General features: G+C 43.8%; 23 protein-coding genes. 18 read left to right on the top strand and 5 right to left on the bottom strand.

The annotated features are described in order from the left end of the window. The first annotated feature begins 1 nt into the window (after position 1). Together AC5RDS_RS15730 and AC5RDS_RS15725 are read left to right on the top strand one after the other, a co-directional pair. Entirely contained in the window at positions 2-985 is a 984-nt protein-coding gene (locus AC5RDS_RS15730) for a PorV/PorQ family protein (RefSeq protein WP_013611982.1), read from the top strand. Positions 986-1,023: 38 nt separating this feature from the next. Then, on the top strand, positions 1,024-2,109 hold the full coding sequence (locus AC5RDS_RS15725; protein ID WP_013611983.1) for a TlpA disulfide reductase family protein: 1,086 nt from the start codon (positions 1,024-1,026) through the stop codon (positions 2,107-2,109). 150 nt (positions 2,110-2,259) lie between these two features. Here AC5RDS_RS15725 and AC5RDS_RS15720 read toward each other — a convergent pair whose 3' ends face one another. After that, a complete protein-coding gene (locus AC5RDS_RS15720) occupies positions 2,260-3,921 on the bottom strand; it encodes a putative transporter (protein ID WP_013611984.1) in 1,662 nt (553 codons plus the stop codon). A 277-nt stretch (positions 3,922-4,198) separates the two neighbouring features. Between AC5RDS_RS15720 and AC5RDS_RS15715 the strand changes: the two genes are divergently transcribed. Beyond that, positions 4,199-4,960, top strand: a complete 762-nt coding sequence (locus AC5RDS_RS15715; RefSeq protein ID WP_013611985.1) for a M23 family metallopeptidase — start codon at positions 4,199-4,201, stop codon at positions 4,958-4,960. Between the two features lie 24 nt (positions 4,961-4,984). Here AC5RDS_RS15715 and AC5RDS_RS15710 read toward each other — a convergent pair whose 3' ends face one another. Further along, positions 4,985-5,452, bottom strand: coding sequence for a cytidine deaminase (locus AC5RDS_RS15710; RefSeq protein WP_494222404.1), 468 nt, complete (start codon positions 5,450-5,452; stop codon positions 4,985-4,987). A 127-nt stretch (positions 5,453-5,579) separates the two neighbouring features. Here AC5RDS_RS15710 and AC5RDS_RS15705 point away from each other — a divergent pair, with 127 nt between their 5' ends. The 3 genes from AC5RDS_RS15705 to AC5RDS_RS15695 are packed head-to-tail and all read left to right on the top strand — an operon-like array spanning position 5,580 to position 8,029. Next, positions 5,580-6,515: a glucosaminidase domain-containing protein gene (locus tag AC5RDS_RS15705; RefSeq protein WP_240143742.1), complete on the top strand. Its 936-nt coding sequence runs from the start codon at positions 5,580-5,582 to the stop codon at positions 6,513-6,515. A 16-nt stretch (positions 6,516-6,531) separates the two neighbouring features. Next, positions 6,532-7,062: a DUF4199 domain-containing protein gene (locus AC5RDS_RS15700; RefSeq protein ID WP_013611988.1), complete on the top strand. Its 531-nt coding sequence runs from the start codon at positions 6,532-6,534 to the stop codon at positions 7,060-7,062. Between the two features lie 16 nt (positions 7,063-7,078). Beyond that, positions 7,079-8,029, top strand: a complete 951-nt coding sequence (locus AC5RDS_RS15695) for a glycosyltransferase family 2 protein (RefSeq protein ID WP_013611989.1) — start codon at positions 7,079-7,081, stop codon at positions 8,027-8,029. A gap of 10 nt (positions 8,030-8,039) precedes the next feature. Here the strand turns inward: AC5RDS_RS15695 and AC5RDS_RS15690 are convergent, their stop codons facing one another. Continuing rightward, on the bottom strand, positions 8,040-8,633 hold the full coding sequence (locus AC5RDS_RS15690) for a uracil-DNA glycosylase family protein (protein ID WP_041557296.1): 594 nt from the start codon (positions 8,631-8,633) through the stop codon (positions 8,040-8,042). A gap of 84 nt (positions 8,634-8,717) precedes the next feature. On the opposite strand from AC5RDS_RS15690, the gene AC5RDS_RS15685 reads away from it, so the two are divergent. The 12 genes from AC5RDS_RS15685 to AC5RDS_RS15630 all read left to right on the top strand — a co-directional run bounded on the left by AC5RDS_RS15685 (position 8,718) and on the right by AC5RDS_RS15630 (position 23,533). After that, entirely contained in the window at positions 8,718-10,103 is a 1,386-nt protein-coding gene (locus tag AC5RDS_RS15685; protein WP_013611991.1) for an MFS transporter, read from the top strand. Positions 10,104-10,281: 178 nt separating this feature from the next. Then, the gene (locus AC5RDS_RS15680; RefSeq protein WP_118122115.1) at positions 10,282-12,021 is read left to right on the top strand and encodes a thiamine pyrophosphate-dependent enzyme; all 1,740 of its coding nucleotides are present in this window, start codon (positions 10,282-10,284) and stop codon (positions 12,019-12,021) included. A 99-nt stretch (positions 12,022-12,120) separates the two neighbouring features. After that, a complete protein-coding gene (locus tag AC5RDS_RS15675) occupies positions 12,121-14,208 on the top strand; it encodes an RNA degradosome polyphosphate kinase (protein ID WP_118108338.1) in 2,088 nt (695 codons plus the stop codon). Continuing rightward, positions 14,201-15,127 (top strand): Ppx/GppA phosphatase family protein, encoded by a 927-nt coding sequence (locus AC5RDS_RS15670; RefSeq protein ID WP_118108339.1) that lies wholly within the window; start codon positions 14,201-14,203, stop codon positions 15,125-15,127. The genes AC5RDS_RS15675 and AC5RDS_RS15670 overlap by 8 nt, the downstream gene beginning before the upstream one ends. A 196-nt stretch (positions 15,128-15,323) precedes the next feature. Further along, a complete protein-coding gene (locus tag AC5RDS_RS15665; protein WP_013611995.1) occupies positions 15,324-16,868 on the top strand; it encodes an acyl-CoA carboxylase subunit beta in 1,545 nt (514 codons plus the stop codon). Positions 16,869-16,956: 88 nt separating this feature from the next. After that, the gene (locus tag AC5RDS_RS15660; RefSeq protein ID WP_013611996.1) at positions 16,957-17,283 is read left to right on the top strand and encodes an acyl-CoA carboxylase biotin carboxyl carrier protein subunit; all 327 of its coding nucleotides are present in this window, start codon (positions 16,957-16,959) and stop codon (positions 17,281-17,283) included. Positions 17,284-17,542: 259 nt separating this feature from the next. Continuing rightward, a complete protein-coding gene (locus AC5RDS_RS15655; protein ID WP_022159757.1) occupies positions 17,543-18,487 on the top strand; it encodes an ABC transporter ATP-binding protein in 945 nt (314 codons plus the stop codon). A 33-nt stretch (positions 18,488-18,520) separates the two neighbouring features. After that, the gene (locus AC5RDS_RS15650; protein ID WP_013611998.1) at positions 18,521-19,867 is read left to right on the top strand and encodes an ABC transporter permease; all 1,347 of its coding nucleotides are present in this window, start codon (positions 18,521-18,523) and stop codon (positions 19,865-19,867) included. Positions 19,868-20,122: 255 nt separating this feature from the next. After that, complete coding sequence (locus AC5RDS_RS15645; RefSeq protein WP_013611999.1) at positions 20,123-20,683, top strand: RNA polymerase sigma factor; 561 nt, start codon at positions 20,123-20,125, stop codon at positions 20,681-20,683. Positions 20,684-20,688: 5 nt separating this feature from the next. After that, the gene (locus AC5RDS_RS15640) at positions 20,689-21,081 is read left to right on the top strand and encodes a hypothetical protein (protein ID WP_013612000.1); all 393 of its coding nucleotides are present in this window, start codon (positions 20,689-20,691) and stop codon (positions 21,079-21,081) included. Next, positions 21,068-22,150 (top strand): hypothetical protein, encoded by a 1,083-nt coding sequence (locus AC5RDS_RS15635; protein ID WP_013612001.1) that lies wholly within the window; start codon positions 21,068-21,070, stop codon positions 22,148-22,150. Before AC5RDS_RS15640 ends, AC5RDS_RS15635 begins: the two co-directional genes overlap by 14 nt. A 297-nt stretch (positions 22,151-22,447) precedes the next feature. Next, positions 22,448-23,533 (top strand): BF3164 family lipoprotein, encoded by a 1,086-nt coding sequence (locus AC5RDS_RS15630; protein WP_046404033.1) that lies wholly within the window; start codon positions 22,448-22,450, stop codon positions 23,531-23,533. Between the two features lie 37 nt (positions 23,534-23,570). On the opposite strand, the gene AC5RDS_RS15625 is transcribed toward AC5RDS_RS15630, so the two are convergent. Both AC5RDS_RS15625 and AC5RDS_RS15620 read right to left on the bottom strand, forming a co-directional pair. Then, positions 23,571-24,686, bottom strand: a complete 1,116-nt coding sequence (locus AC5RDS_RS15625) for a DUF4934 domain-containing protein (protein WP_013612004.1) — start codon at positions 24,684-24,686, stop codon at positions 23,571-23,573. Between the two features lie 106 nt (positions 24,687-24,792). Then, the gene (locus AC5RDS_RS15620; RefSeq protein WP_013612005.1) at positions 24,793-26,043 is read right to left on the bottom strand and encodes a DUF1015 domain-containing protein; all 1,251 of its coding nucleotides are present in this window, start codon (positions 26,041-26,043) and stop codon (positions 24,793-24,795) included. Positions 26,044-26,050: the final 7 nt, after the last annotated feature.

Here is a 26,050-nt window from a genome sequence, read left to right as displayed (position 1 = left end):
TATGAACAGATTAAAATATAGCCTGATAGCGATATTTGCATTTGGAAGTCTCGCTGTTTTTGGACAAAAAAGCACAGGGGCGGCACAATTTCCTGAACTTACGCCCGATGTTCGCGGAGTAGGTATGGGAAACTCGGGAGTGGCGGCAACTGCCAATGCTTTCTCAATATACCGTAATGCAGCCAAGAGTATTTTTTCCACCCAAAAAGCCGAGATCGGTTATAGCTTTACTCCCTGGTTGCGCGAATTGTCCAAGGGGAGCAATTTACATGGGGTGGCCGGTTATTGGAATCTGGACGAGAAACAGGGAATTACCGCCGGATTCCGTTGGTTCAACCATTCGGAGACCAATATATGGGACAAGGAAGGCAATGATGCCGGAACTTTTACTCCCAAAGATTGGAGTGTGGACGTAGGTTATGCCCGTAAACTGACAGATGATTTGTCTGTAGGAGCAACAGCCCGTTTTATCCGTTCGGATATGAGTGGTCTTGATAAGGACGATGTTGCCAATGCCGTTGCATTTGATCTGGGGCTTTATTATAGACGCAATTTTGAAAATTGGGAACAGTCGCAGTGGGCTGTCGGTTTGCAGGCATCCAATTTCGGCACCAAGATCGATTACGGCTACGGTAAATATGACCAGGCTTCCAAGGTTGCCGCCGGCGGTATGATCGACCACGTATTTACAGACAAACACCGTCTGCAAGGAACCTTGGATGTGGCTTGCCAGGTGTTACCCAATACCAATTGGGGCGGAAGTGTCGGAGTGGAATACACTCTTTTGCAGATTGTAGCGATTCGTGGCGGTTATCACTACGGCGAACAGGACAACAAACTGCAACGCTACGGCACGTTGGGATGCGGTGTCGGTTGTCACCACATCAAAGCAGACTTTGCCTATTTGATTCCGGAGAAGGACAGTCTTTTAAAGAATACATGGCAGGTGGCATTAAGCATCGATTTGGGATTATTTAAAAGATAATCCCTATTAAAAACAAACCATTTAATTCAATTTGAATCATGAAGTATTTATTGACATGTATTTTCCTGTTAGCGGCAACTTCCTTTCTTGCAGCCCAGACATTCCATATCCAAGGAAATATAGAGCTTGACAAAGGGGAATTGCTTGTGCTGACCCAACAAGTGGAAGGCATGGATACTTTGGCACAGACAAAGTTTGAAAACAACCGGTTTGCCCTGACCGGCAATTTGCAGGAGCCGGTAGTCGCCTTGTTGAAGATTGCCGGTTATGAGGGCGGTTTTGTCATGATACTCGAACCGGGCATGGAATATACCGCGAAACTGACCCGTAACGGAGCCGGCGATATCCGTGGAGGAAAACTCCAGGATATTTACAATGATTATCAGAAAATTGTAGCCGATGCCAATGCTGAAAGCCGGGCTTTGAATAAAAAAGCATCGGAAGCAGCTGCCCAAAAGCATTTCAAGACATCCCACGAGCTGAAGGCCAAAGCAAACAAAGTGCAGCAGGCTGCCTTTGACAAGATGAACAACATCGTCCGCAAGAATGCAGACAATGTGCTGGCAGCCTATCTGCAGACCGCCGGTTCGGAACGTATCATGGAACTGGAACCGCTGAAACAGATTTACAGCCTGCTTTCTGAGAAAGCAAAGGAAACAGCTCCGGGGAAACTATTGGAGGCACGTATCGCTGACTTGGAGAAAGTGGGTATCGCCGCTACCGCTCCCGACTTTACCCTGACCACTCCAGAAGGAAAACAAGTGTCGCTCTACAGCGTGAAGGGGAAACTGAAAATTATCGATTTCTGGGCTTCCTGGTGCGGACCGTGCCGCATGGAAAATCCCAACATGGTGAAACTCTACAATGACTTCAAGGACAAAGGTCTTGCTATTGTCAGCGTGTCGCTGGACGAACGTAAGGTACCCTGGGTACAGGCTATCAAGAAAGACGGTATGCCGTGGACGCATGTCTCTTCGCTGAAAGGATGGAAGTGCGAAGTAGTGAAACAATACAACATCGATGCCGTGCCGTCGATTATCGTACTGGACGAAAACAACCGCATTTTAGCCAAGAACATCAGAGCTGAAAAATTGCGTGCATTCGTTACGGAATACCTGAAATAAAATACCTGTTTCCCTATCGGAAACAAAGTCCCGAAAAAGAAGTAGTCCCCAAAAATGAAGTGCTCCCCAAAAAGTCGGACATAAAACTTTTTGGGAGCACTTCACTTTGCGATGGGGCAGCATTATCAAAAAATCGACCCCGGAACCAATCTACAAAAACAACATTAAGATCAATTGAGCAAAAATCACACGGATAAACATGGAGAGCGGATATACCGTCGCATAAGATACGGCCGGATTATCTCCCTCGACGGTCGCATTGACATAATTCAACGCCATCGGATTGGCCATACTTCCACACAACATCCCTGCCAGGGAACCGAAATCTATTTTCATCAATTTCAAAGCTATAACGGCCACCAGGACAACGGGCACAAAAGTGATCGCAAATCCCAAAGCTACCCACAGCAGCCCTTCGGGACGAAACACCGTCTCAAAGAAATGTACCCCGGCATCTAACCCCAGACAAGCCAGGTAAATGGAAAGTCCCAATCCCCGGAGCATCAGATTGGCGCTCCGGGTCGTATAAGTAATCATATGTAAACGCGGTCCGAACGCCCCCATCAGAATTCCGACGATAATCGGTCCGCCTGCTATTCCCAAACGGACAGGGAAACTGACTCCGGGGATAGAAAAGGGAATAGCCCCGACAGCCAAACCCAACACAATCCCCACAAATACGGCGATCAGATTCGGTTCTTTAAGACTAATAATACGGTTTCCCAACACTTTCTCCACATTGCTGATAGCAGCAGCTTCGCCCACAACGGTCAATTTATCTCCCAATTGCAGTACCAGCCCGGGAGTTGCCAACAACTGTACCCCAGCCCGATATATACGGGTGATATTGATACCATAATGATTACGCAAACGTAAGGATCCCAATTTCTTTCCATTGATCTCCGAACGGCTCACGACAATACGCTGGGAAACCAACTGGCTATCGATGGCATTCCAGTCGATATCCTTTTTATTCCAATCCACCTTTTCCTCTTCACCGAAAAGGATACGCAACGATTCTTCCTCAGCCTCGGTGGTAATCACCAGCAAACGGTCTCCTTCGAGCAATACCGTATCGGAAGTAGGGATCGTCACTTTCCCATCGCGCCATAAGCGTGAAATAACAAATCGATGTGCCGCAAGGTGAGCTACTTCTTTTACATTCTTCCCAAAAATTCCGGGATTGCGGACTTCAAAACCGGCAATAAAAGTGTGCTTGCTTTTATCTTCTGCCACAACGGTTTCTGCCGTCCGGCGAGGAAACATCTTACGCAATACGATAACCGCCAGAATGACACCGACCACTCCTAAAGGATAGGTCACCGCACACCCTAAAGCAGGATCAGCCGCATCGATATGCATCTGCTTCAAAGTTTGCTGTGCAGCCCCCAAAGCAGGGGTATTGGTCACAGCACCACTCAATATACCTACCATATCGGGCAACGACACGCCTGTCACCACATGAAGGCCCAAAGTCATTGCCGTGCCCACCAGGATCACAGCAAATGCAAGCATATTCAATGTCATACCTCCCTTCCGGAACGAACCGAAAAAACCAGGTCCGACCTGCAATCCCAAAGCATAAACAAAAATAATCAATCCGAAACTCTCGGCATAATTCAACATTTGGGAATCTATCGATAAGCCGAAATGTCCGGCCGCAATTCCAACAAAAAAGACAAAAGTAACCCCCAGCGAAACTCCATAGACGCTGATCTTTCCCAAAGCCAATCCTAAAGCCGAGATCATAGCAATCACAACAACAGCTTGTATGACACTGTGCTCTATCAATATACTATTTATCCATTCCATAGTCGATTTATTAAAATCCGAACCCGTTTTTCCTAATTTAAAAGTGGGCACAAAGGTAGTACAAATAACTTCAATTCATTAAAAATAAACAGGTAAAAGCAAGGAAAACAATGCTTTAACAGAAAACGTTAACATGTTAAATAAAGTTGTAATCTATAGACAATCAGTAGGTTTTGAAACTTTTTCAATTATCTTTGCGTTTCAGGAATGATCTAATTTGTCTTTTTAATGGTAAAAACAGTCATTTCTAACTTAATATTCACCAAAAAGATACAGTATGAGATTGCACAACAGAGCACTGGTTGCTGTTATTTTGAGTTTGGCAGGATTTTATTCTTGTTCACGTCAAGCCACAATTCCCACTCAGTTAACTTATACCCCTGTTCCTGTATTTACTATCCCAGACAGTCTTTTAGCAACTTCTCCGATCGAATATGCTTTTTATAAAGCGGAGCCCGTCGAATTCTTCGAACCGAAACCAGAAGTCCGGGATTCTTTTAACCGGATCGAAAAAACGATGGTCGGTTATGCAGACGATCAATTTTTCGTCCGCCAGCCCGAATTGGTATTAGACCTGGCCGACCTGGAAGAGGGTGCTTTTGTTTTTCCCCTGCCCGGCGGAAGGGTATTATCTCCTTATGGACGACGGAATGGAAGAAATCATACCGGCATGGACCTGAAAATCAATCGCCGGGACACCGTTCTGTCAGCTTTCGACGGAATCGTCAGAATGACAGGTTGGAGCCGGGGTTATGGCAACGTAGTCGTCGTGCGTCATTACAACGGCCTGGAAACGGTATACGCCCATAATTCCAAACACCTGGTCCGTTCGGGCGATCATGTAAAAGCAGGTACTCCGGTTTCTATTACCGGCGAAACAGGCCGGGCCACCACCGACCACGTACATTTTGAAATCCGGATAAATGGGAAAACCATCGATCCGGCTTTGGTGATCGATTTCAACAACCAAACCCTTCTGCACAAACGCCTGGTATTTACTCCTACCCCGAAAGGAAAAATTCAGGTAGAGGCGGTGTAAAAACTTCGGGCCCCGGTTAGCGGATCAGCCTATATATTCAAAACTAAAAGGCAACAAGGAAGAGGCTTTTATCACTACCGTTTCTTCTTCACCTATCATCAGTACATCAAAATCCCGGCCGTAACGCCGGATTACTTCCGCCATCACCTGCCGGCAAGCCCCGCAAGGAGAAACGACCTCTTTTCTGGGACGCCCTTTAAAACAAGCTGTAATAGCCAATGCCTTGACCGGAACATCCGGATAAGCAGCACCAGCATAAAATAAAGCCGTCCGTTCTGCACATAGTCCACTGGGATAAGCCACATTTTCCTGATTATTGCCTAAAACGATCGTACCGTTTTCCAGCAAAACAGCCGCTCCGACAGCAAAATCGGAATAGATGCAATAAGCTTTGCCGGCAGCAGCCAGAGCTTTTTCGGACAATTCCTCATAGCCTGCGGGCACTGAATTCCGGCACACAAAATAATCTATTTTCAGTTCTCTTTTATCCATCACTATTTTTTACTATTTTTACCCCCCTAAGATACAGAATAATTATAAACCGGAAATTGAAAAATCAGCATTTATCTTTTGCCAGGTAAATGCCTGACGCCAACGAGTGAGTGTTATGAAAAAGAGTATGAAAATATTGGTATTGTTTAGTCTGTTGCTCATCAGCTTTAATGTTATGGCAGACAAACGTAAAGAGTTTATCCGCAAATACAAACATATAGCTATCCGTGAAATGGAACGGACCGGAATTCCGGCCAGTATCACGCTTGCACAAGGTATTCTCGAATCCGGTTGCGGCGAATCGGAACTGGCCGTCAATGCCAATAACCATTTCGGGATCAAATGCCACGAAACCTGGAACGGCGATACATATACCATGGACGACGATACCCGGGACGAATGTTTCCGGAAATATAAAAATATCGAACAATCGTGGATCGACCACAGCGATTTTCTGACTAGCCGTCCCCGTTATGCCGGTTTATTCAGTATTCCTACTACAGATTATAAAGCCTGGGCGAAGGGGTTGAAAGCCGCCGGATATGCGACCAACCCGCAATATGCCAATATGCTGATTAAAATCATCGAAGAAGAAGAATTGTACAAATTCGACCGCTCGATCAAAAGACGGGGTACACCGCCGACGATCACTGCAGAAGAATTTGCCCAAAGTGTAGCAACCCAGGACCACCCGAGTAATACCAACTACCGTAACCGCGAAGAAATGCGCAATGGCATTATCTGTATAGAAACGATGCCGGGCGATTCTTTTGAAAAAATTGCCGGTTATTACGGAATCAAACTTAAAAAATTATTACAATACAACGACAAATCCAGCAGTACCCTGGACCCCGGTCAATTGGTCTTCCTGAAAAAGAAAAAGAGCAAAGCGGCACGGGGATACGAATTCCACCGTGTAAAAGCCGGAGATACTATGTACAGCATCTCACAGCAATACGGAGTACGGCTCAAAAATCTTTGCAGGTTCAACTACCTGTCGGCCGACAGTCCGCTGACAGAAGGAGAAAAGATCTATCTGCGTAAACAAGCCGATTTATTGTAAGGATAAAGAAAAATACATGGCACCTTCGAAGAAAAAGAATTTTTTTTCACAAAATACCCTGTTCGGTTTATTCGTCGGACTGAGTTTTATTGCTGTAGCTTATGCCTACTACCGTTCAGGACGGGGAGTCAGTCTCAATCCGCAATTGAACAATGTGATCCTGCTGCTCTCCATCGTCGGAGCATTTATCGGAGTTCGTAAATACCGGGACGAATTGCCGGATAATTGTCTGTCTTACGGGAAAGCACTGGGCGCTTGTACCTATCTGATCGCTGTAGCCTCGGTCATCTACGGATGCTTTGTATTCTATCTCTATCGTCACCATCCGGAATTACTGGAGAATTATCTGACTTCGATAGAAACGACGTTCAAAGAGGTATATTCGGATTCGGCTTTCACCGAAAATATGATCTCGATGTTAAAAGCGTTTACAACGCCTGCTACAATTGCCTTTGCAGAAACATTCAATAAAATATTCACCGGATTTATTTTCTCCTTGCTCCTGGCAGGATTACTCAGGCGCACCCGAAAAAATGAATTTATTTAACCGTAATTTTCAGATCATGGACATATCAGTCGTTATACCGTTATATAATGAAGACGAATCTCTGCCGGAACTAACAGCCTGGATCGAACGGGTCATGGCAGCGAATCATTTTACGTATGAAATCATCATGGTAGACGATGGCAGTAGCGATAATTCCTGGGCACTCATCGAAACCCTTTCGACCCAAAACGAACATATCCGTGCCATAAAATTCCGGCGGAATTACGGTAAATCCGCAGCCTTACACTGCGGGTTCCAGAATGCCCAAGGAGATGTTGTCATTACGATGGACGCCGATATGCAGGATAGCCCGGACGAAATACCGGCTCTTTATCAAATGATCATGTCCGAAGATTACGACATGGTTTCCGGTTGGAAGAAAAAAAGATTCGATCCGAAATCAAAGACAATACCCACCAAATTATTCAATGCAACTGCCCGGAAATTTTCAGGGATCCATCTGCACGACTTCAATTGTGGGCTCAAAGCTTACAAGAATAAAGTTGTGAAAAGCATCGAAGTATACGGAGAAATGCATCGCTATATCCCGATCCTGGCCCAACAGGCCGGTTTCACTAAAATCGGAGAAAAGGTCGTACAGCACCGGGCACGGAAATACGGAGTAACCAAATTCGGCGGTTTAAACCGATTTATCAATGGAATGCTGGATTTGTTGTCCATCACCTTTATTACCCGTTTTGCCAAAAAACCGATGCATCTGTTCGGGGCAATAGGGACCTTGCTGTTTATCATCGGATTTTGTGCTGCCGGCTGGATCGGTATAGATAAACTGATCTGTCTTTCACAAGGGATCAGGGCCCGTTTGGTAACCGACAACCCCTATTTTTATATTTCTTTGGTTTGTATGATCCTCGGGACCCAACTGTTTTTAGCCGGTTTTGTAGCCGAGCTGGTATCCCGTTCGGCTACCGACCGCAACGTCTATCTGATAGAGAAAGAAATCTGATACCCTTTCTCTAGAAGAACCCACCGACCTCTCCGAACATACGCTTATAAGCCGCTGCCTTTTCAGGCAAGGGTTTCGGATAGGCACGGGAAGAAGAGGGCATGCGGTATAACCGGATCGTTCTACCCTCGAAATGAAAAGTCGAAAAACCTCCTACCGGTGGCTGAGAGGCTTCGACCAGAGAAAGCAAAGTGTCCGTCGCTTTCTGCCCTGTTGTCGCAATGGCTACACAGTGCGGTAATTGCCGCAATACGTCGGACAAATCGATCTTGCGGACGATTTCCAAAAATTTATCCGAGGCATTATCTTTCTGCCGAACGACTTCCCGGCCGGAATCGGTCAAGGCAATTCCTTGCCGGATAAGAAAATCCCGGATCCGTTGTTCGCAAAATGATTTTTTATCTGCCGTCAGAAAATGCTCCTTGTCGTCGAAAAATACCAATCCAAAGATACGCCACATGTCATTCTGAAAATTAGGATAGTAAAAATCCATTTTCCAACGTTCACGTTTCGGCGGGAAACTTCCCATCATCAATAGCCTTGCCCCTTGCGGGAAGAAAGGCTCCAAGGGATGGATTTCAGTTTTTATTTCATCTGTTTTCATGCATACAAAATTAATCAAAACATACATACTTTGGTTTATTTTACTAGTTTTGCCCCGTGCTAAAAAATCTAAAACAAAAAAAGTATGACAACGACAGCAAAAAACAAAGAAAAAATCAGGTTCAGTAAAGCATTCTGGGTGGCCAACACCGTGGAATTATTCGAACGTGCTGCCTACTACGGTGTATTTATCGTGATCACCCTCTACCTTAGCCGTATATTGGGGTTCAATGACATTCAGGCTGCCACCATCGCAGGTACTTTCTCCGCTTTCCTTTATCTGCTGCCAACTTTTGCCGGAGCTTTGGCCGACAAGATCGGTTTCCGGAACTCTATGCTCCTGGCTTTCACCTTATTGACTACCGGTTACGGTGGTCTGGCTTTATTTCCTACCTGGCTCGAAAGTGCCGGACTGGTAGAATATGGGCATACCACCGTCTTTAAAGGCCTCACCGAGAGTGGCCTGCAATACGGCATTATCCCGATTATGGCTCTGATCGTCATCGGAGGAGCTTTTATCAAAAGTGTAATCTCGGGAACGGTGGCCAAAGAAACGACAGAAGCTACCCGGGCCAAAGGATTCGCCATCTTTTACGGCATGGTCAATATCGGTGCATTCTCGGGTAAAACCATTGTAAAACCCCTTAGAGAGGCTTTAGGGAATGAAGGATTGATCACCTTGAATTATTTTTCGGCCAGTATGACCTTTCTGGCTCTCATAGCGATCTGGTTTTTCTATAAAAGTGCTCAACACAGCGGAGAGGGAAAAACCTTCCGGCAAATCTGGAATGCTCTATTAAAAGTATGTTCTAACGGCCGGCTGATCATCCTGATCCTGATCATTACGGGTTTCTGGATGGTACAACATCAATTGTATGCCACCATGCCCAAATACGTACTCCGTCTGGCCGGGGAAGGCGCATCCCCTTCCTGGTATGCCAATGTCAACCCTTTGGTCGTAGTGCTGTGTGTCAACCTGGTCACCCAGCTGATGCGTCACCGGACAGCCCTTACTTCGATGACCGTCGGAATGTTTATCATGCCGTTGTCCGCTTTGTGCATGGCTTCGGGAAATATGCTGAATCCGGAATCGACCATTCTGACCATGCACCCGGTAGCTTTTATGATGGTTGTAGGTATCGTCTTCCAGGGACTGGCGGAAACTTTTATTTCCCCGCGTTTTCTGGAATATTTCTCCCTGCAAGCCCCCAAGGGCGAGGAAGGATTATACCTGGGTTTCAGCCACCTGCATTCGTTTTTGTCTTCCATTTTAGGATTCGGACTTTCCGGCTATTTATTAAGTAAATATTGCCCTGACGAAAGCCTGTTCGCCACTCGTAGCGAATGGCTCGCTGCCAGCAGTAATGCCCATTACATCTGGTATTATTTTGCTGTAATCGCACTGGCTTCCGCCATTGCCCTGATCATCTACGGCCAAGTTGTCAAGCGCCTCGATCAGGCAAAAGCATAAAATAACAGCATCGGTTGTAAAGTCCGTAAAGTTTGTAAAGTCGATGGCCTTCGGGGATACTTTATAAACTTTACGGACTCTCAATTTTATAAACTATCGCCTTCTTTCTTCAGATTCTAAAGTTAAAAATAAACCTTTCCGGCTAAAGCCCGTTTGATATAAAAATTGAAACGTTTAAATTATGGCAAACATAGCAGAGCAAATTGTAGATATGCTGGTAAAAGCCGGTGTAAAAAGAATTTATGCTGTCACAGGTGACAGTTTAAATAAGATTAACGATGCTGTCCGCAAAGACGGCCGGATTCAGTGGATTCACGTACGTCACGAAGAAACCGGAGCTTTTGCTGCCGGAGCAGAAGCCCAGCTTCACGGCAACCTGGCCTGTTGTGCAGGTAGCAGCGGTCCCGGCCATGTGCACCTGATCAACGGGCTCTATGACGCCCACCGTTCAGGGGCTCCTGTCTTAGCCATCGCTTCTACCATTATTTCAGGTGAATTCGGAACGACCTACTTCCAGGAGACCGACACCATCCGCCTGTTCGACGACTGCAGTTATTACAACCAATTAGCGACTACACCGGGTCAACTCCCCCGCATGCTACAGGGGGCTATACAAACCGCTCTCTCCCGCAGAGGAGTCAGTGTCATCGGTATCCCCGGAGATTTGACCGGAGAAAGCCAGGTCAATATTCCTTCTTCAGAGATCAACTATCCGACTCATCCCCGCACCTGTCCATCGGATACCGAATTACAGGCGCTGGCCGATCTGTTGAACAACAATAGCAATATAACCCTGTTTTGTGGCATCGGAGCCAAAGATGCACACGAAGAAATCGTCGAATTGTCCCATCGGTTGAAAGCCCCGGTAGCCTATTCTTTCAAAAGTAAAATGGAAATCCAATATGATAATCCCAATGAAGTAGGGATGACCGGCTTATTAGGCATGGCATCGGGTTACAACAGCATGCATGCGGCCGATGTACTGGTTTTATTAGGTACCGATTTCCCGTACGGCCCGTTTTTACCGACTCACAATAAAATCGTTCAGATCGACATCGATCCCAGTCACCTGGGCCGAAGAGCCAAAGTACAAATGGGGCTATGCGGAGATATCAAGACGACACTCGAAGCTTTATTACCTCTTTTACAAGCCAAAAGCGACAAAAGCTTTCTGAACGATCAGTTGCTCGGTTATTCCAAAGTAATTAAAGACCTGAATGCTTACGTCGAAAACAAAGGCAGTGATAATAAGATTCACCCGGAATATGTCATGGCGATGGTCGACGAAACTGCTCAGGCAAATGCTATTTTTACCGTCGATACGGGTATGACCTGTGTCTGGGGAGCCCGTTACCTGAAAGCTTCCGGCCAGCGAAAGATGTTAGGCTCTTTCAATCACGGCACAATGGCCAACGCTATGCCCCAGGCTATAGGAGCATCGTTCGCCTATCCGGGCAGACAGGTGATCGCTCTCTGCGGCGACGGAGGCATCTCTATGTTACTGGGTGATCTGGCAACCATCGCCCAATATAAGCTACCGGTCAAGATTATTGTATTCAATAACCGTTCTTTGGGTATGGTAAAACTCGAAATGGAAGTCGCCGGCCTGCCGGACAACGAAACCGACATGCAAAATCCGGATTTTGCCCTGGTGGCTCAAGCGATGGGTATAAAGAGCTATACCGTCAGCCGTCCGGACGATGTACTCCCGGTATTGGTCGAAGCCTTGAACTCACCGGAAGCTGCTCTACTGAATGTAATGACCGATCCGAATGCACTGGCTATGCCCCCGCAAATAGAATGGAATCAAATGACCGGATTCGCACAAGCCATGTATAAAATGTTATTGACCGGCCGGACACAGGAGATTATCGATACGATCAATTCCAATTATAAACACCTGAAAGAAATTTTATAAAGACAATTCCAGCCTCAACGACAATGTCACATTTCTGTCATTAAATAGTAACATGGATAAAATACATTCGTAATTAAATCAATACATTGTATTTTATCCATGAAAGTAACAAGGAAAAAAGGTGAGATTCCCTACCTGGAAAGGGATATCAGTTGGATGTATTTTAACCGGAGAATCCTGTCCGAAGCAGAAAAAGCCCCGGTTCCTTTACTCGAACGGTTATCCTTTCTGGGAATCTACTCCAATAATCTGGACGAATTTTACAGGGTACGGGTAGCCACCCTCAACCGAATCATCGAATATGAGGATAAAACCATTAAGGCAGAGAGAGAAACCGCCATTCAAACCTTCAGGGAAATCAGCCGGTTGAATGCCCTGTATACACAAAAATTCGAGGAAACATTTACAGCAATAAATACAGCACTCCGGCAAAACCGGATTTACCTCCTGAACGAACAAGAATTACAGGAGGAGCAAGCCGACTACATCCGTGAATTTTACAAGACACAACTGATCGGCTCTACGACCCCGCTTTTCACTTCTTCTTTCCGTCATTTCAGTGACCAACCCGACGACCATATCTATCTGAGCGTCTGTCTGCAAACCACAGGAAAAACTAAAAAAGATTTTGCTATTATCGCTTTGCCGGTGCAATCATACGGCCGTTTTATCCGGATCCCCGGCGATGACGACCGCATATGCCTGATGTTTCTGGACGACATCGTCCGCTTTTGCCTTCCCCTGATATTCAACGGCCGGCCTTACGACCACTTCGAGGCTTACACGTTCAAGTTCACTAAAGACGCAGAAATGGAACTCGATTCAGATCTTCGGAACAGCATTATGCAAAAAATATCGAAGGGGGTGAAAAGCAGAAAAAACGGGGAACCGATCCGGTTGGTATACGACAGCCGGATGCCTGCGGTTATGCAGCGCCACCTCAGCCGGATGCTTTGTATGGACCGCTGGGATACTCAGGTCGGAGCCGGTAGATACCAAAATCTGAAAGATCTGATGAAATTTCCCGATTGTAAACGTGACGATTTAAAATATCCCCCTCAGCCTCCATTGTTCAAAACGGACTTTTCAGGGGACGACAGCATCTTGAATACCATCCGTACCCGCGATCTCTTCCTGCACTATCCCTATCACAGTTTTTCTTCTTTCTTGCGTGTACTCCGGGAAGCCACGATCGACCCGAACGTCAAAGCCATAAAAATGACCCTCTACCGGGTAGCGAAAAATTCCAAGGTTATCCAAACTTTAATCGCAGCAGCCAGAAACGGGAAAAAAGTAACTGTAGTTATCGAACTACTCGCCCGTTTCGACGAAGCATCGAATATCAGCTGGTCTAAACAAATGCAAGACGCCGGAATCAAAGTCGTATTCGGAGTCGAAGGTCTGAAAATACACGCAAAACTAGTATATATATCGGGTAGACAGGGAGATATCGCCTGTGTCAGTACCGGAAATTTTCATGAAGGGAATGCCACCCGATATACCGACGTCACCCTTTTTACCGCACGCAAAACCCTGGTAAAAGAAGTCCGGCATGTCTTCGACTTTATTGAAAAACCTTATCTACCCGTAAAATTCAAAGAATTACTGGTCTCTCCCAACGATATGCGTTCCAAACTATTGAAATTGATCGAAGAGGAAGTCAAAAATGCCAGAAAACAAAAAACGGCCCGAATATTAGGAAAGGTAAACCATATTACAGACCGGACATTGATCGCTAAGCTTTATGAAGCTTCGGCCGCAGGCGTAAAGATCGACCTGGTGGTACGAGGTAATTGTTCTATCGTCACAGGAATCCCGGGAATAAGCGAAAACATCCGGATCAACGGAATTATCGACCGTTATCTGGAACATTCACGAATTTTCATTTTCGAAAATGCAGGTGATATGATCTGCCTGACAGGTTCTGCCGACTGGATGCCCCGGAATCTGGACAACCGGATCGAAGTACTTACCCCTGTTTATGATAAGAAAATTCAAACCGAATTGAAACGAATCGTCGAATATGGCCTGAAAGACTCTCTGCAGGGACGACAAGTCGACGGCACAGGACAGAATATCCCCTGGAAAAACGAAGACCATTCGCTATTCCGGTCACAATCGGCCTTATATCACTATTATCAGGAAGACATACAAGAAATCACAACTAATAACATACCCCATGAGTAAAGTAAATTATGCAGCGATCGATATCGGCTCCAATGCAGTCAGATTATTGATCAAAAGTATCAATCCCGAAACAGCGGAACAGTTGTTTACAAAAGAGCTCCTTCTAAGGGTTCCCCTGCGCCTGGGAGAAGAAGTATTTACACAAGGTGAAATACCGGCCAGTAAAGCTAAAAAACTACTCCGTCTGATGAAGGCTTATCGGCAACTGATGAAAATATACGAAGTCGATGCCTATCGGGCTTGTGCCACATCGGCAATGCGGGATGCCGCAAACGGGAAAGAAGTAATCGAAACCATCACCCGGAAGTCAGGTATCCGGATAGATATTATCAACGGAGAGGAAGAAGCCCGTTTGGTATACGATAATCACATCGAATACCTGGCGGATAAAAACGCCGATTATATCTATGTCGACGTCGGGGGAGGTAGCACGGAAATCAGCTTGATCCATCAAGGAATACTCCGCAGTTCACGTTCTTACAACATCGGAACCGTACGTCTGTTGAAAGGGAAAGTCGTTCCCAGCGTATACAACCGTTTGAAAAGAGACCTGAATAAATTGCGGGAACAATACCCGGTAATCACGATCATCGGGTCCGGTGGAAATATCAACAAATTGTTCCGGTTAGCTAAACTTCCGGCCAAAAATAAAATGACTCTCCCGGTAGAAAAATTAGTACAACTCAACAACACTCTAAAAAACTATTCCTTAGAAGAACGTGCCCGGTTATACAATCTGAAACCCGACCGTGCAGATGTCATTACCAATGCCGCAGATATCTTCCTGCTAGTCGCAGAGCATACCCAAGCGAAGCATATCGTCGTGCCTACCATCGGCCTGGTCGACGGTATCATCGACAGTCTCTATCTGCAACACCACAAAACCCCGGAAGAACAAATCCCCCTCCCCATTTATTAATAAATACAGATAATAGTAAATTTTTCAAATAAATCGTTAAAATTTCGACTTCAACCCTCAATGATATCAATAGATACCGATTAGTATAATAAAGACAGGTATTTTTTAAATCATTTTTTTTACGTAACCTTGCAGTTTAAATGGTGTGTTAATTTCTGAGAAGGAATTACGCAAGTTAATAATAAACTAAATTACTATGTCACTTAAAAGGAATATTCTTGACTTAAGAAAGAGGAAAGAAATTGTACTTCAGGGTGGTGGCGAAGATGCTATCAAAAAGCAGGCCGCCATGGGTAAATTGACAGCCCGTGAGCGTATCGAGGGGATTTTGGACAAAGGTTCTTTCCACGAGTACGACATGTTCGTAGAGCACCAATCTAAGGATTTTGATATGGACAAGAAAGTTCTTCACGGCGACGGTGTCGTTATCGGTACCGGTACTGTCTATGGAGAACCCGTTGCTATTTATGCTCAGGATTTCACTGTTGCAGGAGGTTCGTTAGGACTGATGCACGCCCGTAAAATCACCAAAATTATGGATCATGCCATCAAAATGCGGATGCCGATCATCGGTATCAACGACTCGGGTGGTGCACGTATCCAAGAAGGGGTGGATTCACTGGCCGGTTATGGAGAAATTTTCTTCCGCAATACACAGGCTTCCGGTGTTATCCCTCAATTGTCCGTTATTCTGGGTCCTTGTGCTGGTGGAGCCGTTTATTCTCCGGCATTGACCGATTTCGTATTTGTGGTAGATAATATTTCCAAAATGTTCATCACAGGTCCGGAAGTAGTAAAAACAGTACTGGGAGAAGAAGTTAGTATGGAAGACCTCGGAGGAGCACGCGTTCATGCCTGTATCAGTGGAAATGCCCACTTCTTTGCCTCTACAGAAGCAGAATGTTTCGAACAAATAAAAAAACTGCTCACCTTTATCCCCTGGAACAATCAACGTAAAGCGAAAGCCTTTCCGTCAAAAGCTCCGAAAGCAGAATACAATATCGAAAAAATCCTTCCTGCAGATCCTACCCAGCCTTATGATGTAAGAGATATTATCAAAGCCGTTGCCGACGATTCCGATTTCTTCGAGGTACAACAGGACTTTGCACAGAATATCGTTGTCGGATTCGGTCGGGTAGATGGAGAAACGATCGGTTTCGTAGCCAATCAACCCTTGGTATTAGCCGGTGTATTGGATTGCGACTCTGCCGATAAAGCAGGCCGGTTTATCCGTTTCTGCGACGCATTCAATATTCCGATCGTGACCTTCGAAGACATGCCGGGATATCTACCGGGCGTTGAACAGGAACATATGGGTGTGATCCGCCACGGAGCAAAAGTATTGTATGCTTATAGTGAAGCTACCGTACCTAAAGTGACGGTAATCCTGCGTAAAGCTTACGGTGGTGGATACATCGCCATGAACTCACGCCACCTGAAAGCCGACTTTATGTTTGCCTGGCCGACAGCCGAAATCGCCGTAATGGGACCGGAAGGGGCAGCAAACATTATTTTCCGTAAAGAAATAAAAGAATCTGCTAATCCGGAAGAAACACGGAAGCAGAAAGTTGCCGAATATCGCGAGAAATTTGCTAATCCTTATGTAGCAGCTTCCAAAGGATATATCGACTCGGTGATCGAACCGTCGGAAACACGCCTGTTATTGAAACATTCTATCGAAGTCTCCGGTAATAAAACCGTTATGACACCTGCTAAGAAACACGGAATTCCTCCGTTCTAACAGTGTTCAGAGTTTATAAAGTCCAGGAATTCCCGGACTTTTAAACTGAAAGACTTAAAAGTTTCAGAACCACTAAAAAGGAGGTAAAATGACTGTTAAATATGAAAAATTCCTGCTGAATGGCGTAGAATATAAAACTCAGCTTACCCAGAAATGGGTAAACCGAAAAAAATGGGAAGAACCGAATCCCTATCTGCTGACTTCACACATTCCGGGAACCATTATGCAAATCGAAGTGAAAGAGGGCCAGGAAGTCCAGGAAGGAGATGTTCTTCTGATTCTTCAGGCTATGAAGATGAATAACAAACTGGCTGCACCATTTTCGGGTAAAATCAAAAAAATATATGTCAACTCAGGAGATAAAATTCCGAAGGGGACATTGATGATCGAAATGGAAGAAAATGAAGCTGTCTGAATACAGCTGATCTGTTATGCTGATGTGCTAATATGTAAATGTGCCGACCACAGGAGCGTATTAACATATCAGCATTTGTATTTATAATAATGGCAGGTATAATGAATTGGTAAAGTTGATAAAGTCCAAAGACTTTATCAACCAATTTAATTCTGCAATTTATGTCGTTACAAAGATTTCAAAGGTTACAAGGATCTTAGACGTGAATCCTGACCATTATAACCGTTGTAACTTTTGTAACTGTTGTAAGTGAAAAGGTATGAGTTTTTTTGTCGCTAAAAATATTATTAAAAATTATGCCAATCACCGGGCTTTGGACGATGTATCTATCGAAATCCCGGAAGGAGCTATTTATGGATTGTTAGGCCCCAACGGAGCCGGAAAGACTTCTCTGATCCGAATTATAAACCAGATTACAGGACCGGATTCGGGTGAACTTTATTTTAAAGACCATAAACTGGAACCTGCCGACATGAACCGCATCGGTTATCTGCCTGAAGAAAGAGGCCTCTATAAAAAGATGAAAGTCGGTGAACAGGCCGTTTATCTGGCTCGTCTGAAAGGAGTGAGCCGTCATGACGCGATTCAACAATTGAAAGCCTGGTTCGAGAAATTCGGAATCGAGGCCTGGTGGGATCGGAAAGTAGAAGAATTATCCAAAGGAATGGCCCAAAAGGTGCAATTCATCACCACCGTCCTGCACGAACCGGAAATGCTGATTTTTGATGAACCGTTCAGCGGATTCGACCCCATCAATGTCGAACTCCTGAAAAAAGAAATACTGGAACTGCGCAAAAAAGGAACGACCATTATTTTTTCCACCCACAATATGGCTTCCGTCGAGGAAATCTGTAGCCATATTGCCTTGATTAACAAATCAAAAAAAATTATCGAAGGCCCGATCAATCAGATCCGGAATAAGTATGCCAACAATACTTACCGACTCATCTGTAAATATCAACCGGATTTTCATCCGCAAGAAGTGATCGGAGAAGAATATGAACTGCTTTCCGAAAAAATAGAAGACGGACAACACGAACTGGTCCTGCAACGCCTCGTGGCTTGTCCGACCAATACTTTATTACGTCGTCTGCTCGACAAAACCGATATTATCTCTTATCAAAAGGTCATACCGGGAATGAACGATATCTTTATCAAATTAGTGAAAGGAGAAATGGTTAACGACATCAAACAGGAAGAATAATCCACTTCGTAAACCCCAAATCATAAATCTGAAATGAATAAAACGCTTATCATCATAGGACGCGAATTTACAACCAGAGTACGGAAAAGAAGTTTTCTGGTACTGACACTCGTCGTTCCCATTCTTTTAGCCGGTTTTTATGCTTTCCTGATGTGGATGCTTCTGAAAGACGACACACAGGACCGTAAAATTGCAGTGATCAATCAGTCTGTACTCGAGACTCCATTCGAGCAAATCAACAACAATACATTCGAATACCTGAATACCCCGGTCGATGAATCGGGAGCTTCGGAATTTCTCCGGCAACATGACTATTACGCCCTGATTTCAATCCCGGAAAATATTATGGATCACCCGGAAATTCCGGTCTATTCTTTCTCTCAGGTTCCTATGGAATTGAAAAATGAAATCGCGGCCCAATTGCGCAAAAAAATTGAAGACATAAAAAGAGCAAAAGTCATCGCCGAATCACAAGTCCCCGATTTGGAAGAACAATTATCGGCCACACAAACACCTGTACTGGTGCGTACGTTAAAGATCACCGACTCGGGCGAAGCCAAAGAAAGCTCGTCGGAAGTCGCTTCGGCTATCGGATTGATCGGCGGCATGATTATCTACTTCTTTATATTCATGTATGCCTCTCAAGTCATGAAAGGAGTGATCGAAGAAAAAACAAACCGGATTATCGAGGTATTGGTCTCTTCTGTCAAACCGTTTCAATTTCTGTTAGGTAAAATCATCGGAGTAGCAGCTGTCGGCCTCGTACAATTCCTGATTTGGGTAGTATTCGGCCTTGTGCTGATCCTGGTCATGCAAACATTCTTCCTGCCGGGCATCGATCTGGAAGCACTGAGAAATGCCGGCAACCTGGCCGGCGGCCTGCCGGATATAGCCGGTACAGGGAATCTGAGCGCTGAAAAAATGCAAATCATCCAAAAGGTTGCGATGACCATCGACCCGATCTTTATCATTAAATTCCTGGCCTCTTTCTTATTCTATTTTATCGGAGGCTACCTGTTATATGCTTCTTTATTCGCCGCTATCGGTGCTGCCGTCGATAACGAAACCGATTCGCAACAATTCCTGACCCCTTTGTCGATTATCCTCGTCATCGGGTTATACATCGGTTTCGCCGCCATGAAAAGTCCCGAATCCCCGATGGTATTCTGGAGTTCGTTGATCCCGTTCACCTCACCGATCGTTATGCTGGTCCGTATCCCCTTCGGAGTACCGACCTGGGAAATCCTGACCTCTATGGCATTATTAATCGTCAGTTTTATCTTTTTTACCTGGCTATCCGGAAAAATTTACCGCATCGGTATTTTAATGTATGGCAAAAAAGTCACTTGGAAAGAACTTTACAAATGGCTGAAATATTAACCTCTCCCGGGATTCCGGGACGGACTTTTCGTCCCATTTTAAGCAAGCTCTCTTTTCACCTACTTCTAAAATAAAAGATAAGCAATGTTACAGCGGTTTCTATGGTTACTCCTTAACCACTGTAACCATTACAACTAACAAAATACCGGGCAGTAAGTCTGATATAAAACCGGACAAAAGGTCCGTCCCGGAATCCCAAATTTTTCGACCGATAAGGATTTTCTGCGTTATATTAGTGAATCCACAAAATAAATTATGGAAACACTAGAAATACAAAAATTAATTCAACAAAGCAGACGGCAAGACAGCTATGCTTTCAGTCTCCTCGTAAGACAATATCAGGATTTTGTATTTCGCCTTGCTTTTAGACTCCTTTGTAATTATGAAGAAGCCCAGGACATCACACAAGAAACATTTATCCGGGTCTGGACTCATCTTCCCCAATTCAATTTGCAAGCAAAATTTACAACCTGGTTATATAAAATCACCGTCAATCTCTGTTACGATTCATTGCGTTCGTATAAAAAGCGCCCGATCGTACATGATTCGGAAATTGATTTTCTAAAAGCTTATCAACAACTTTCCGATGAAAATTTGGAGAACAAAGTGATGAATGAGGAGTTGATCCAGATCATCCTTTACCTCACTCAAGAATTGACGCCCAAGCAAAAATTGATCTTTACATTATGGGACCTGGAAGGGCTGGAGGCTGAGGAAGTGAAAGATATCAGCGGGCTCAGCAGTGCTAAAATAAAAAGTAATTTATATCTGGCACGGAAATACATACGGGAAAGAATCGAAAAATTAAACCTATAAATCCTATGGACAAGTACAATGCTATTCTGAATAAATTACAACACACTGCTCCGATAGTCACTGATCCCGAAGGATTGACCCAACGGATTATGAAGGAAATCGAGCAGCCTGTAATCCGTAGAAGATCTAAAATACGAATTATAATGACGGGTATAGCTGCTTCGGTATTATCGGTATGGATGATCGATGAAATAAATTACCGACCGGTCGTCTCACCGACAACAAAAACAGAGGAAATAAATCGTCCGCCCGATAATGCCGACCGTTCGTATATTCCGGCCGAACTTTCCAGCCAGGAAAAAAGGACGATATTCTATTCTGAACTAAAAAGCAGAATGAATAAACAACAAAAGATCAAACAACTCATCCAAAAAATTCAAGATTATGAAACGAAATAATTTATATCTCAGCCTGATATTGGTGGTATTTACCCTTTTTTCCTGCACCCATCGATCTTACCGAATGCAAACCCAAGTCAACCGGGACGGTTCTTGTGTCCGTTCCATTTCGGTGGAGACCCGGGATTCTGCTTTTATTGCCGGAGATACGACTGCGAATCCGCTTCCTATCCAACTCGACACGACCTGGACCGTCGAATGCTATAACGGACAACAAAAAGTAACATGGCCTGTTGTAAATTTCGCTTTATTCCAAACAGATACATTACCCCGCCTGACAATTGTCGCTTCCCGTCGCTTCCCGTCAGTCGAGGCCATGGCTGAAAATTTTCATTTTAATCACGGATTATGGAGTGTTTGTAAACCTTCTATCATTTTCAAGAAGGAATTCAGATGGTTTTACACCTATTATTCTTATACCGAAACCTATCCCCCATTTTCAGTCCTCACCAAGATTCCGTTGGATCATTATCTTACCTCCGAGGAACAGACACTATGGTTTCAGGGAAATGATCCGGCTTTTCAAGGGAAAAACGGCACTGAACTATGCGATTTATTGTCAAAAATCGAACCTAAAGCCTATCTTTGGCTAAATCACAATCTTTTTGCCGAAAGTTATGCAGCTATCGACCGGCTTCTTCCCGACCATCCGTTCAAAAACCGTTTCGAAGCTGCCAGAGACTCTATTTTCCGGCTGAACCAGGACAAATACGATGCCCTCGATGCAAAACTTCCCGAGATGTTGGACAACTATTTTAAAACCGATTATTTTAGCCGGCACGGACAACGGATAGACTCACTCGACGACCCGGAATTAAACCATAAACTCGATTCTCTGGATCTCTATGAAATTACTTTTCAATATGAATTGCTCTTACCGGGAAAAATTCTCTCGAGCAACACCCGGCAAACCACCGCAGGTAAACTGTCCTGGCAACTCGATGCCTATCGTTTCCTGCCGCAAGATTACGTCATGACAGCGCAATCCCGTGCAATAAATGTATGGGCTTTCGCCCTTACTGCCCTTTTGCTGCTCACCGCCCTATATTTTATATGGAAAAGAAAGTGAAATACTATTTTTTGTATAAATTTGTTACAATACCATATCCTTTATTGCTATGCTTAGATCCGCCCATCAACAATCTATTACAAATAGAGGAGATGAATTTGAACGTTTAGATGAAATTATTAAGCAAAATAAGGATTTTCAATTCTACTTTGATTATACTCATAATTTTTTTAAACTAAATCCTCTTATTCCTCGTAGTCAAACATTTCTAATTGAAGATAATAAAATTTTATGTGGTTCTCCTCTCGATAATAAAATGATAATGAATATATTTATCGATTATATAAAGAATTAAATATGAAAAAAACAGTTTATATATGTTTATTACTATTGGTATTATCTTGTACCTCCAGAGAAAAACCATATTCATGTAAACTAGTTGAGTTACAAGATTTAAATACTTTTCCTGTCATCGATTTAACACCGACTTCTATCGCGTTAACGGATACGACATTATTGAATCCTGAAAAAATCTGGATTTCAGATACCTTATTGATTATCAAAGATGCAGAAACGGACGAGAATAAATTCTTGAAATATTATTCCCTAAATTCTTTCCATTTATTAAAAACCTACGGAAGTATAGGACGGGGACCCAATGAATATCTAACGCCGAGGGTTTACCGGCATTCCCCGAATAAATTTCTTATTATTGAAAAACTAAGATATACTTTATTTTGTACCGATAGCTTATTCTCCAATCCTCTATACACCCCAGAGAAAATCAATGTCAGAGTGGGATTGACAGCTGCGGATTGTGTATATTTAATCAACGATTCGACCATTTTTGCAAATTCAGGTATGTCCGATTATCAATTTTCCATTGCCAATATTTCCAGTAATCGATATTTATTAAATTACAAGAATTATCCTTCCATAATAAAAGAAAAAAAGATTACCGATTTTATAGCCAATTCGAATATCTATCATGCATTTTACATATTGAAACCGAATACGATGGATTCTGTTGCCATTATTTACAGGCATTTCCCCATCATCGATATTATTTCATTAAATAATTTAGAATCGACCCGTTACCAATTTCCCATCGATAAATCTGTAAATAAAGTTACCGTCCTGGACAAATTAAATGCCCGGGTTGAAGAGGAAGTCAACTACTATAAAAACTATTTCAGCACGGACAACTATATCTATTTATTATACTGCGATTCTAAAAATAAAGATTTATCGATCTCCAATAATAATTTTGAAATACACCAATTCGACTGGCAGGGCCGTTTTTTGAAAAGATATCGTTTGAACCGTTATATTTTAAGCTTCTGTGTCGATGAAAAATCCGACCGAATATACGCAATCAGTTTCCAAAACAATAAGAATTTCTCTCCGGAGATACTCTGTTATTCGTTATCTTCAACGAATTAAGGATATTTGCGAAAACGGGGAAATCTGTCATCCGAATTTAATTACGTACCTTTCCCAACACCAATACAGGATTATCATCATCGGCTATTGCATTATACCAATCATGGTAAGGGGAATTTGCTGATTTTATCCTTTCCCGAAATTTCATTGCAGAAAAAGATTGACAAAGATAATGCTCAGAAACTTCGAACAGATAATCCTCCAATTCAAAGTCAAGGTCGTCGAAATAAATACTCTTTACTTTGAATAAACCATCGTTCAGTTTATCGAATACATAAGTTTCAGGATCCCGGTTTTCGTCGTAAGTAATTATATTTTTACCAAATCTGGAATCAGCCATCCGGATGAATAAACGATCGAATAAGATGAACCGAGAAGTTTCAACTATCATTTCAATTTCTTCTCCTTTTTCATCAGGCTTGAATTCTTTCAAATAATATCCTGCATGAAAATAATATTCGGGTTTTCTTGTATCGGCAGTTATCCGATACAAAGTATCCGTTATCCCTGACATATAGTGAACAAATCCTCCCGCTATCCCCAGATAAGAATGATTCTTCTGACGCTCCTCCCGACAAGTCTCTTTTTTAATCCCTCCCAGGAATTGTCCGGAAGAAGTAAGGGCATAAATTTCATAGGCTGCATCTTTCAATAACAAAGGAATACAATAAAGAACCGAATCACCGGCCAGTATCATCTTCTTCGGAAATCCGTAAATTCCGGGCAGGGAATTTTCATATTCTCCATTTTTCAAATTAATTACCTGGATACTATTTTGCCTTCCATAATCCGAAAAATACAATCGTTCGCCCGGTTCATCTACCGTGAGGGCTATAATATTCTGATATTCGCCCGGAGCACGTCCATAAGAAGCCAATTTACGGATATAAGTACCATCGGCGGCGAACTGATACATTTCTTCGTTTCCGTAAGTAATAATATACTTCTCTCCGGCCCATACCCGAAAATAATCGTTTAACAAAGCCTCTTCTTTCGTCTCCAAACGCACTAACCGGCTCTCACCGACCAATTGACTCCATTTCAAAACAGTGTCCTTTTCCACAGCTCTTGTATCCAGTCGTTTCACCCCGGAGCCGTTACCACATCCCACTACCACCCAAATAATCATCGAAATCAGAATATCTTTAAGCATAAATCGTGAACGCTTTATCCTGTACTGAAACTAACACCCAAATTCACATCCGAAAAAAATACCATCCTCTGAGAGAAGATGGTATCTTATTTCAGATTTTCAAAAATCAAATTTTATGGATTACTAAACCGGAACGAAGTTTCGGTTCGAACCAGGTAGTTTTCGGCGGCATGATATTACCGGTATCGGCAATATTCAGCAACTGTTCCATAGAAACCGGATACAGAGCGAAAGCCACTTTCATCTCCCCGCTGTCTACGCGTTTTTTCAGTTCACCTAATCCACGTATCCCCCCCACGAAATCGATTCGTTTAGAGGTACGCAAATCCTGAATATCGAGGATATCGGCCAACACATGTTTGGAAAGAATGGTCACATCCAATACTCCGATCGGATCGTTGTCATCATACGAACCTGCTTTAGCGGTCAGACGATACCACTTACCGCCCAGATACATACTGAACTCGTGCAATTTTGCCGGATGATAAATCTCGGTACCCATTTCCTTTACTTCGAAATGAGCGTTCAATTTCTCGAGCAACTGAGCTTCGGTCAGACCATTCAGATCTTTCACTACCCGGTTGTAATCGATAATCTTCAGCTGATGGTCGGGGAAATGTACGGCCATAAAGAAGTTGTACTCTTCTTTACCGGTATGATTCGGATTCTTTGCTGTATATTCGGCACCGATACGGGCAGCTGCAGCTGTACGGTGGTGTCCGTCGGCCACATAGGTGTTCGGCACTTTCGTTGCGAACAACTCTTCCAACCGTTTATTGGTTTCCGGACAGTTGATCGCCCAAAAATGGTGTCCGAACCCGTCTTCTGCCACAAAATCGTAGTCTGCTTTCTGATTCTTCACAATATCTTCAACGATAGCGTCAATTTCAGGCACGGCACGATAGGCAAAAAATACCGGTTCCAGGTTAGCATTCACATAACGGGTCAGCACCATCCGGTCCTCTTCTTTATCGGGACGGGTGAGTTCATGTTTTTTAATCACCCCGTTCATATAATCCTCACAGGCAGCACAACCGACAATACCGTATTGGGTACGGCCTTCCATGGTCTGAGCATAAATATAAAATTTCGCTTCCGGATCCTGTACCAACCATCCCTTGTCCTGAAACATTTTGAAATTTTCGACACTCTTATTGTAAACTTCTTCCGAGTGGATATCCGTTCCGGCAGGGCAATCGATTTCGGCCCGGGTAACATGCAGCAATGATTTCGGTTTTCCTGCAGCCATCTGTGCAGCTTCTTCCGAATTCATCACGTCATACGGGAGGCAAGCCAATTCCTCGCATACTTCCTGGTTAGGAGTACGTAAGCCTTTGAATGGTTTTACTATAGCCATAAAAATA

It is taken from the genome of Odoribacter sp., assembly GCF_985060555.1.
Note: the sequence above shows the minus strand (reverse complement) of the source record. Positions and strands in the feature narration are given on the sequence as shown.

Excerpts from the sequence above, each read along its gene's own strand:
- AC5RDS_RS15730 (WP_013611982.1), top strand. The coding sequence starts at position 2 with ATGAACAGATTAAAATATAGCCTGATAGCGATATTTGCATTTGGAAGT.
- AC5RDS_RS15725 (WP_013611983.1), top strand. The coding sequence starts at position 1,024 with ATGAAGTATTTATTGACATGTATTTTCCTGTTAGCGGCAACTTCCTTT.
- AC5RDS_RS15720 (WP_013611984.1), bottom strand. The coding sequence starts at position 3,921 with ATGGAATGGATAAATAGTATATTGATAGAGCACAGTGTCATACAAGCT.
- AC5RDS_RS15715 (WP_013611985.1), top strand. The coding sequence starts at position 4,199 with ATGAGATTGCACAACAGAGCACTGGTTGCTGTTATTTTGAGTTTGGCA.
- AC5RDS_RS15710 (WP_494222404.1), bottom strand. The coding sequence starts at position 5,452 with ATGGATAAAAGAGAACTGAAAATAGATTATTTTGTGTGCCGGAATTCA.
- AC5RDS_RS15705 (WP_240143742.1), top strand. The coding sequence starts at position 5,580 with ATGAAAATATTGGTATTGTTTAGTCTGTTGCTCATCAGCTTTAATGTT.
- AC5RDS_RS15700 (WP_013611988.1), top strand. The coding sequence starts at position 6,532 with ATGGCACCTTCGAAGAAAAAGAATTTTTTTTCACAAAATACCCTGTTC.
- AC5RDS_RS15695 (WP_013611989.1), top strand. The coding sequence starts at position 7,079 with ATGGACATATCAGTCGTTATACCGTTATATAATGAAGACGAATCTCTG.
- AC5RDS_RS15690 (WP_041557296.1), bottom strand. The coding sequence starts at position 8,633 with ATGAAAACAGATGAAATAAAAACTGAAATCCATCCCTTGGAGCCTTTC.
- AC5RDS_RS15685 (WP_013611991.1), top strand. The coding sequence starts at position 8,718 with ATGACAACGACAGCAAAAAACAAAGAAAAAATCAGGTTCAGTAAAGCA.
- AC5RDS_RS15675 (WP_118108338.1), top strand. The coding sequence starts at position 12,121 with ATGAAAGTAACAAGGAAAAAAGGTGAGATTCCCTACCTGGAAAGGGAT.
- AC5RDS_RS15670 (WP_118108339.1), top strand. The coding sequence starts at position 14,201 with ATGAGTAAAGTAAATTATGCAGCGATCGATATCGGCTCCAATGCAGTC.
- AC5RDS_RS15665 (WP_013611995.1), top strand. The coding sequence starts at position 15,324 with ATGTCACTTAAAAGGAATATTCTTGACTTAAGAAAGAGGAAAGAAATT.
- AC5RDS_RS15660 (WP_013611996.1), top strand. The coding sequence starts at position 16,957 with ATGACTGTTAAATATGAAAAATTCCTGCTGAATGGCGTAGAATATAAA.
- AC5RDS_RS15655 (WP_022159757.1), top strand. The coding sequence starts at position 17,543 with ATGAGTTTTTTTGTCGCTAAAAATATTATTAAAAATTATGCCAATCAC.
- AC5RDS_RS15650 (WP_013611998.1), top strand. The coding sequence starts at position 18,521 with ATGAATAAAACGCTTATCATCATAGGACGCGAATTTACAACCAGAGTA.
- AC5RDS_RS15645 (WP_013611999.1), top strand. The coding sequence starts at position 20,123 with ATGGAAACACTAGAAATACAAAAATTAATTCAACAAAGCAGACGGCAA.
- AC5RDS_RS15640 (WP_013612000.1), top strand. The coding sequence starts at position 20,689 with ATGGACAAGTACAATGCTATTCTGAATAAATTACAACACACTGCTCCG.
- AC5RDS_RS15635 (WP_013612001.1), top strand. The coding sequence starts at position 21,068 with ATGAAACGAAATAATTTATATCTCAGCCTGATATTGGTGGTATTTACC.
- AC5RDS_RS15630 (WP_046404033.1), top strand. The coding sequence starts at position 22,448 with ATGAAAAAAACAGTTTATATATGTTTATTACTATTGGTATTATCTTGT.
- AC5RDS_RS15625 (WP_013612004.1), bottom strand. The coding sequence starts at position 24,686 with ATGCTTAAAGATATTCTGATTTCGATGATTATTTGGGTGGTAGTGGGA.
- AC5RDS_RS15620 (WP_013612005.1), bottom strand. The coding sequence starts at position 26,043 with ATGGCTATAGTAAAACCATTCAAAGGCTTACGTACTCCTAACCAGGAA.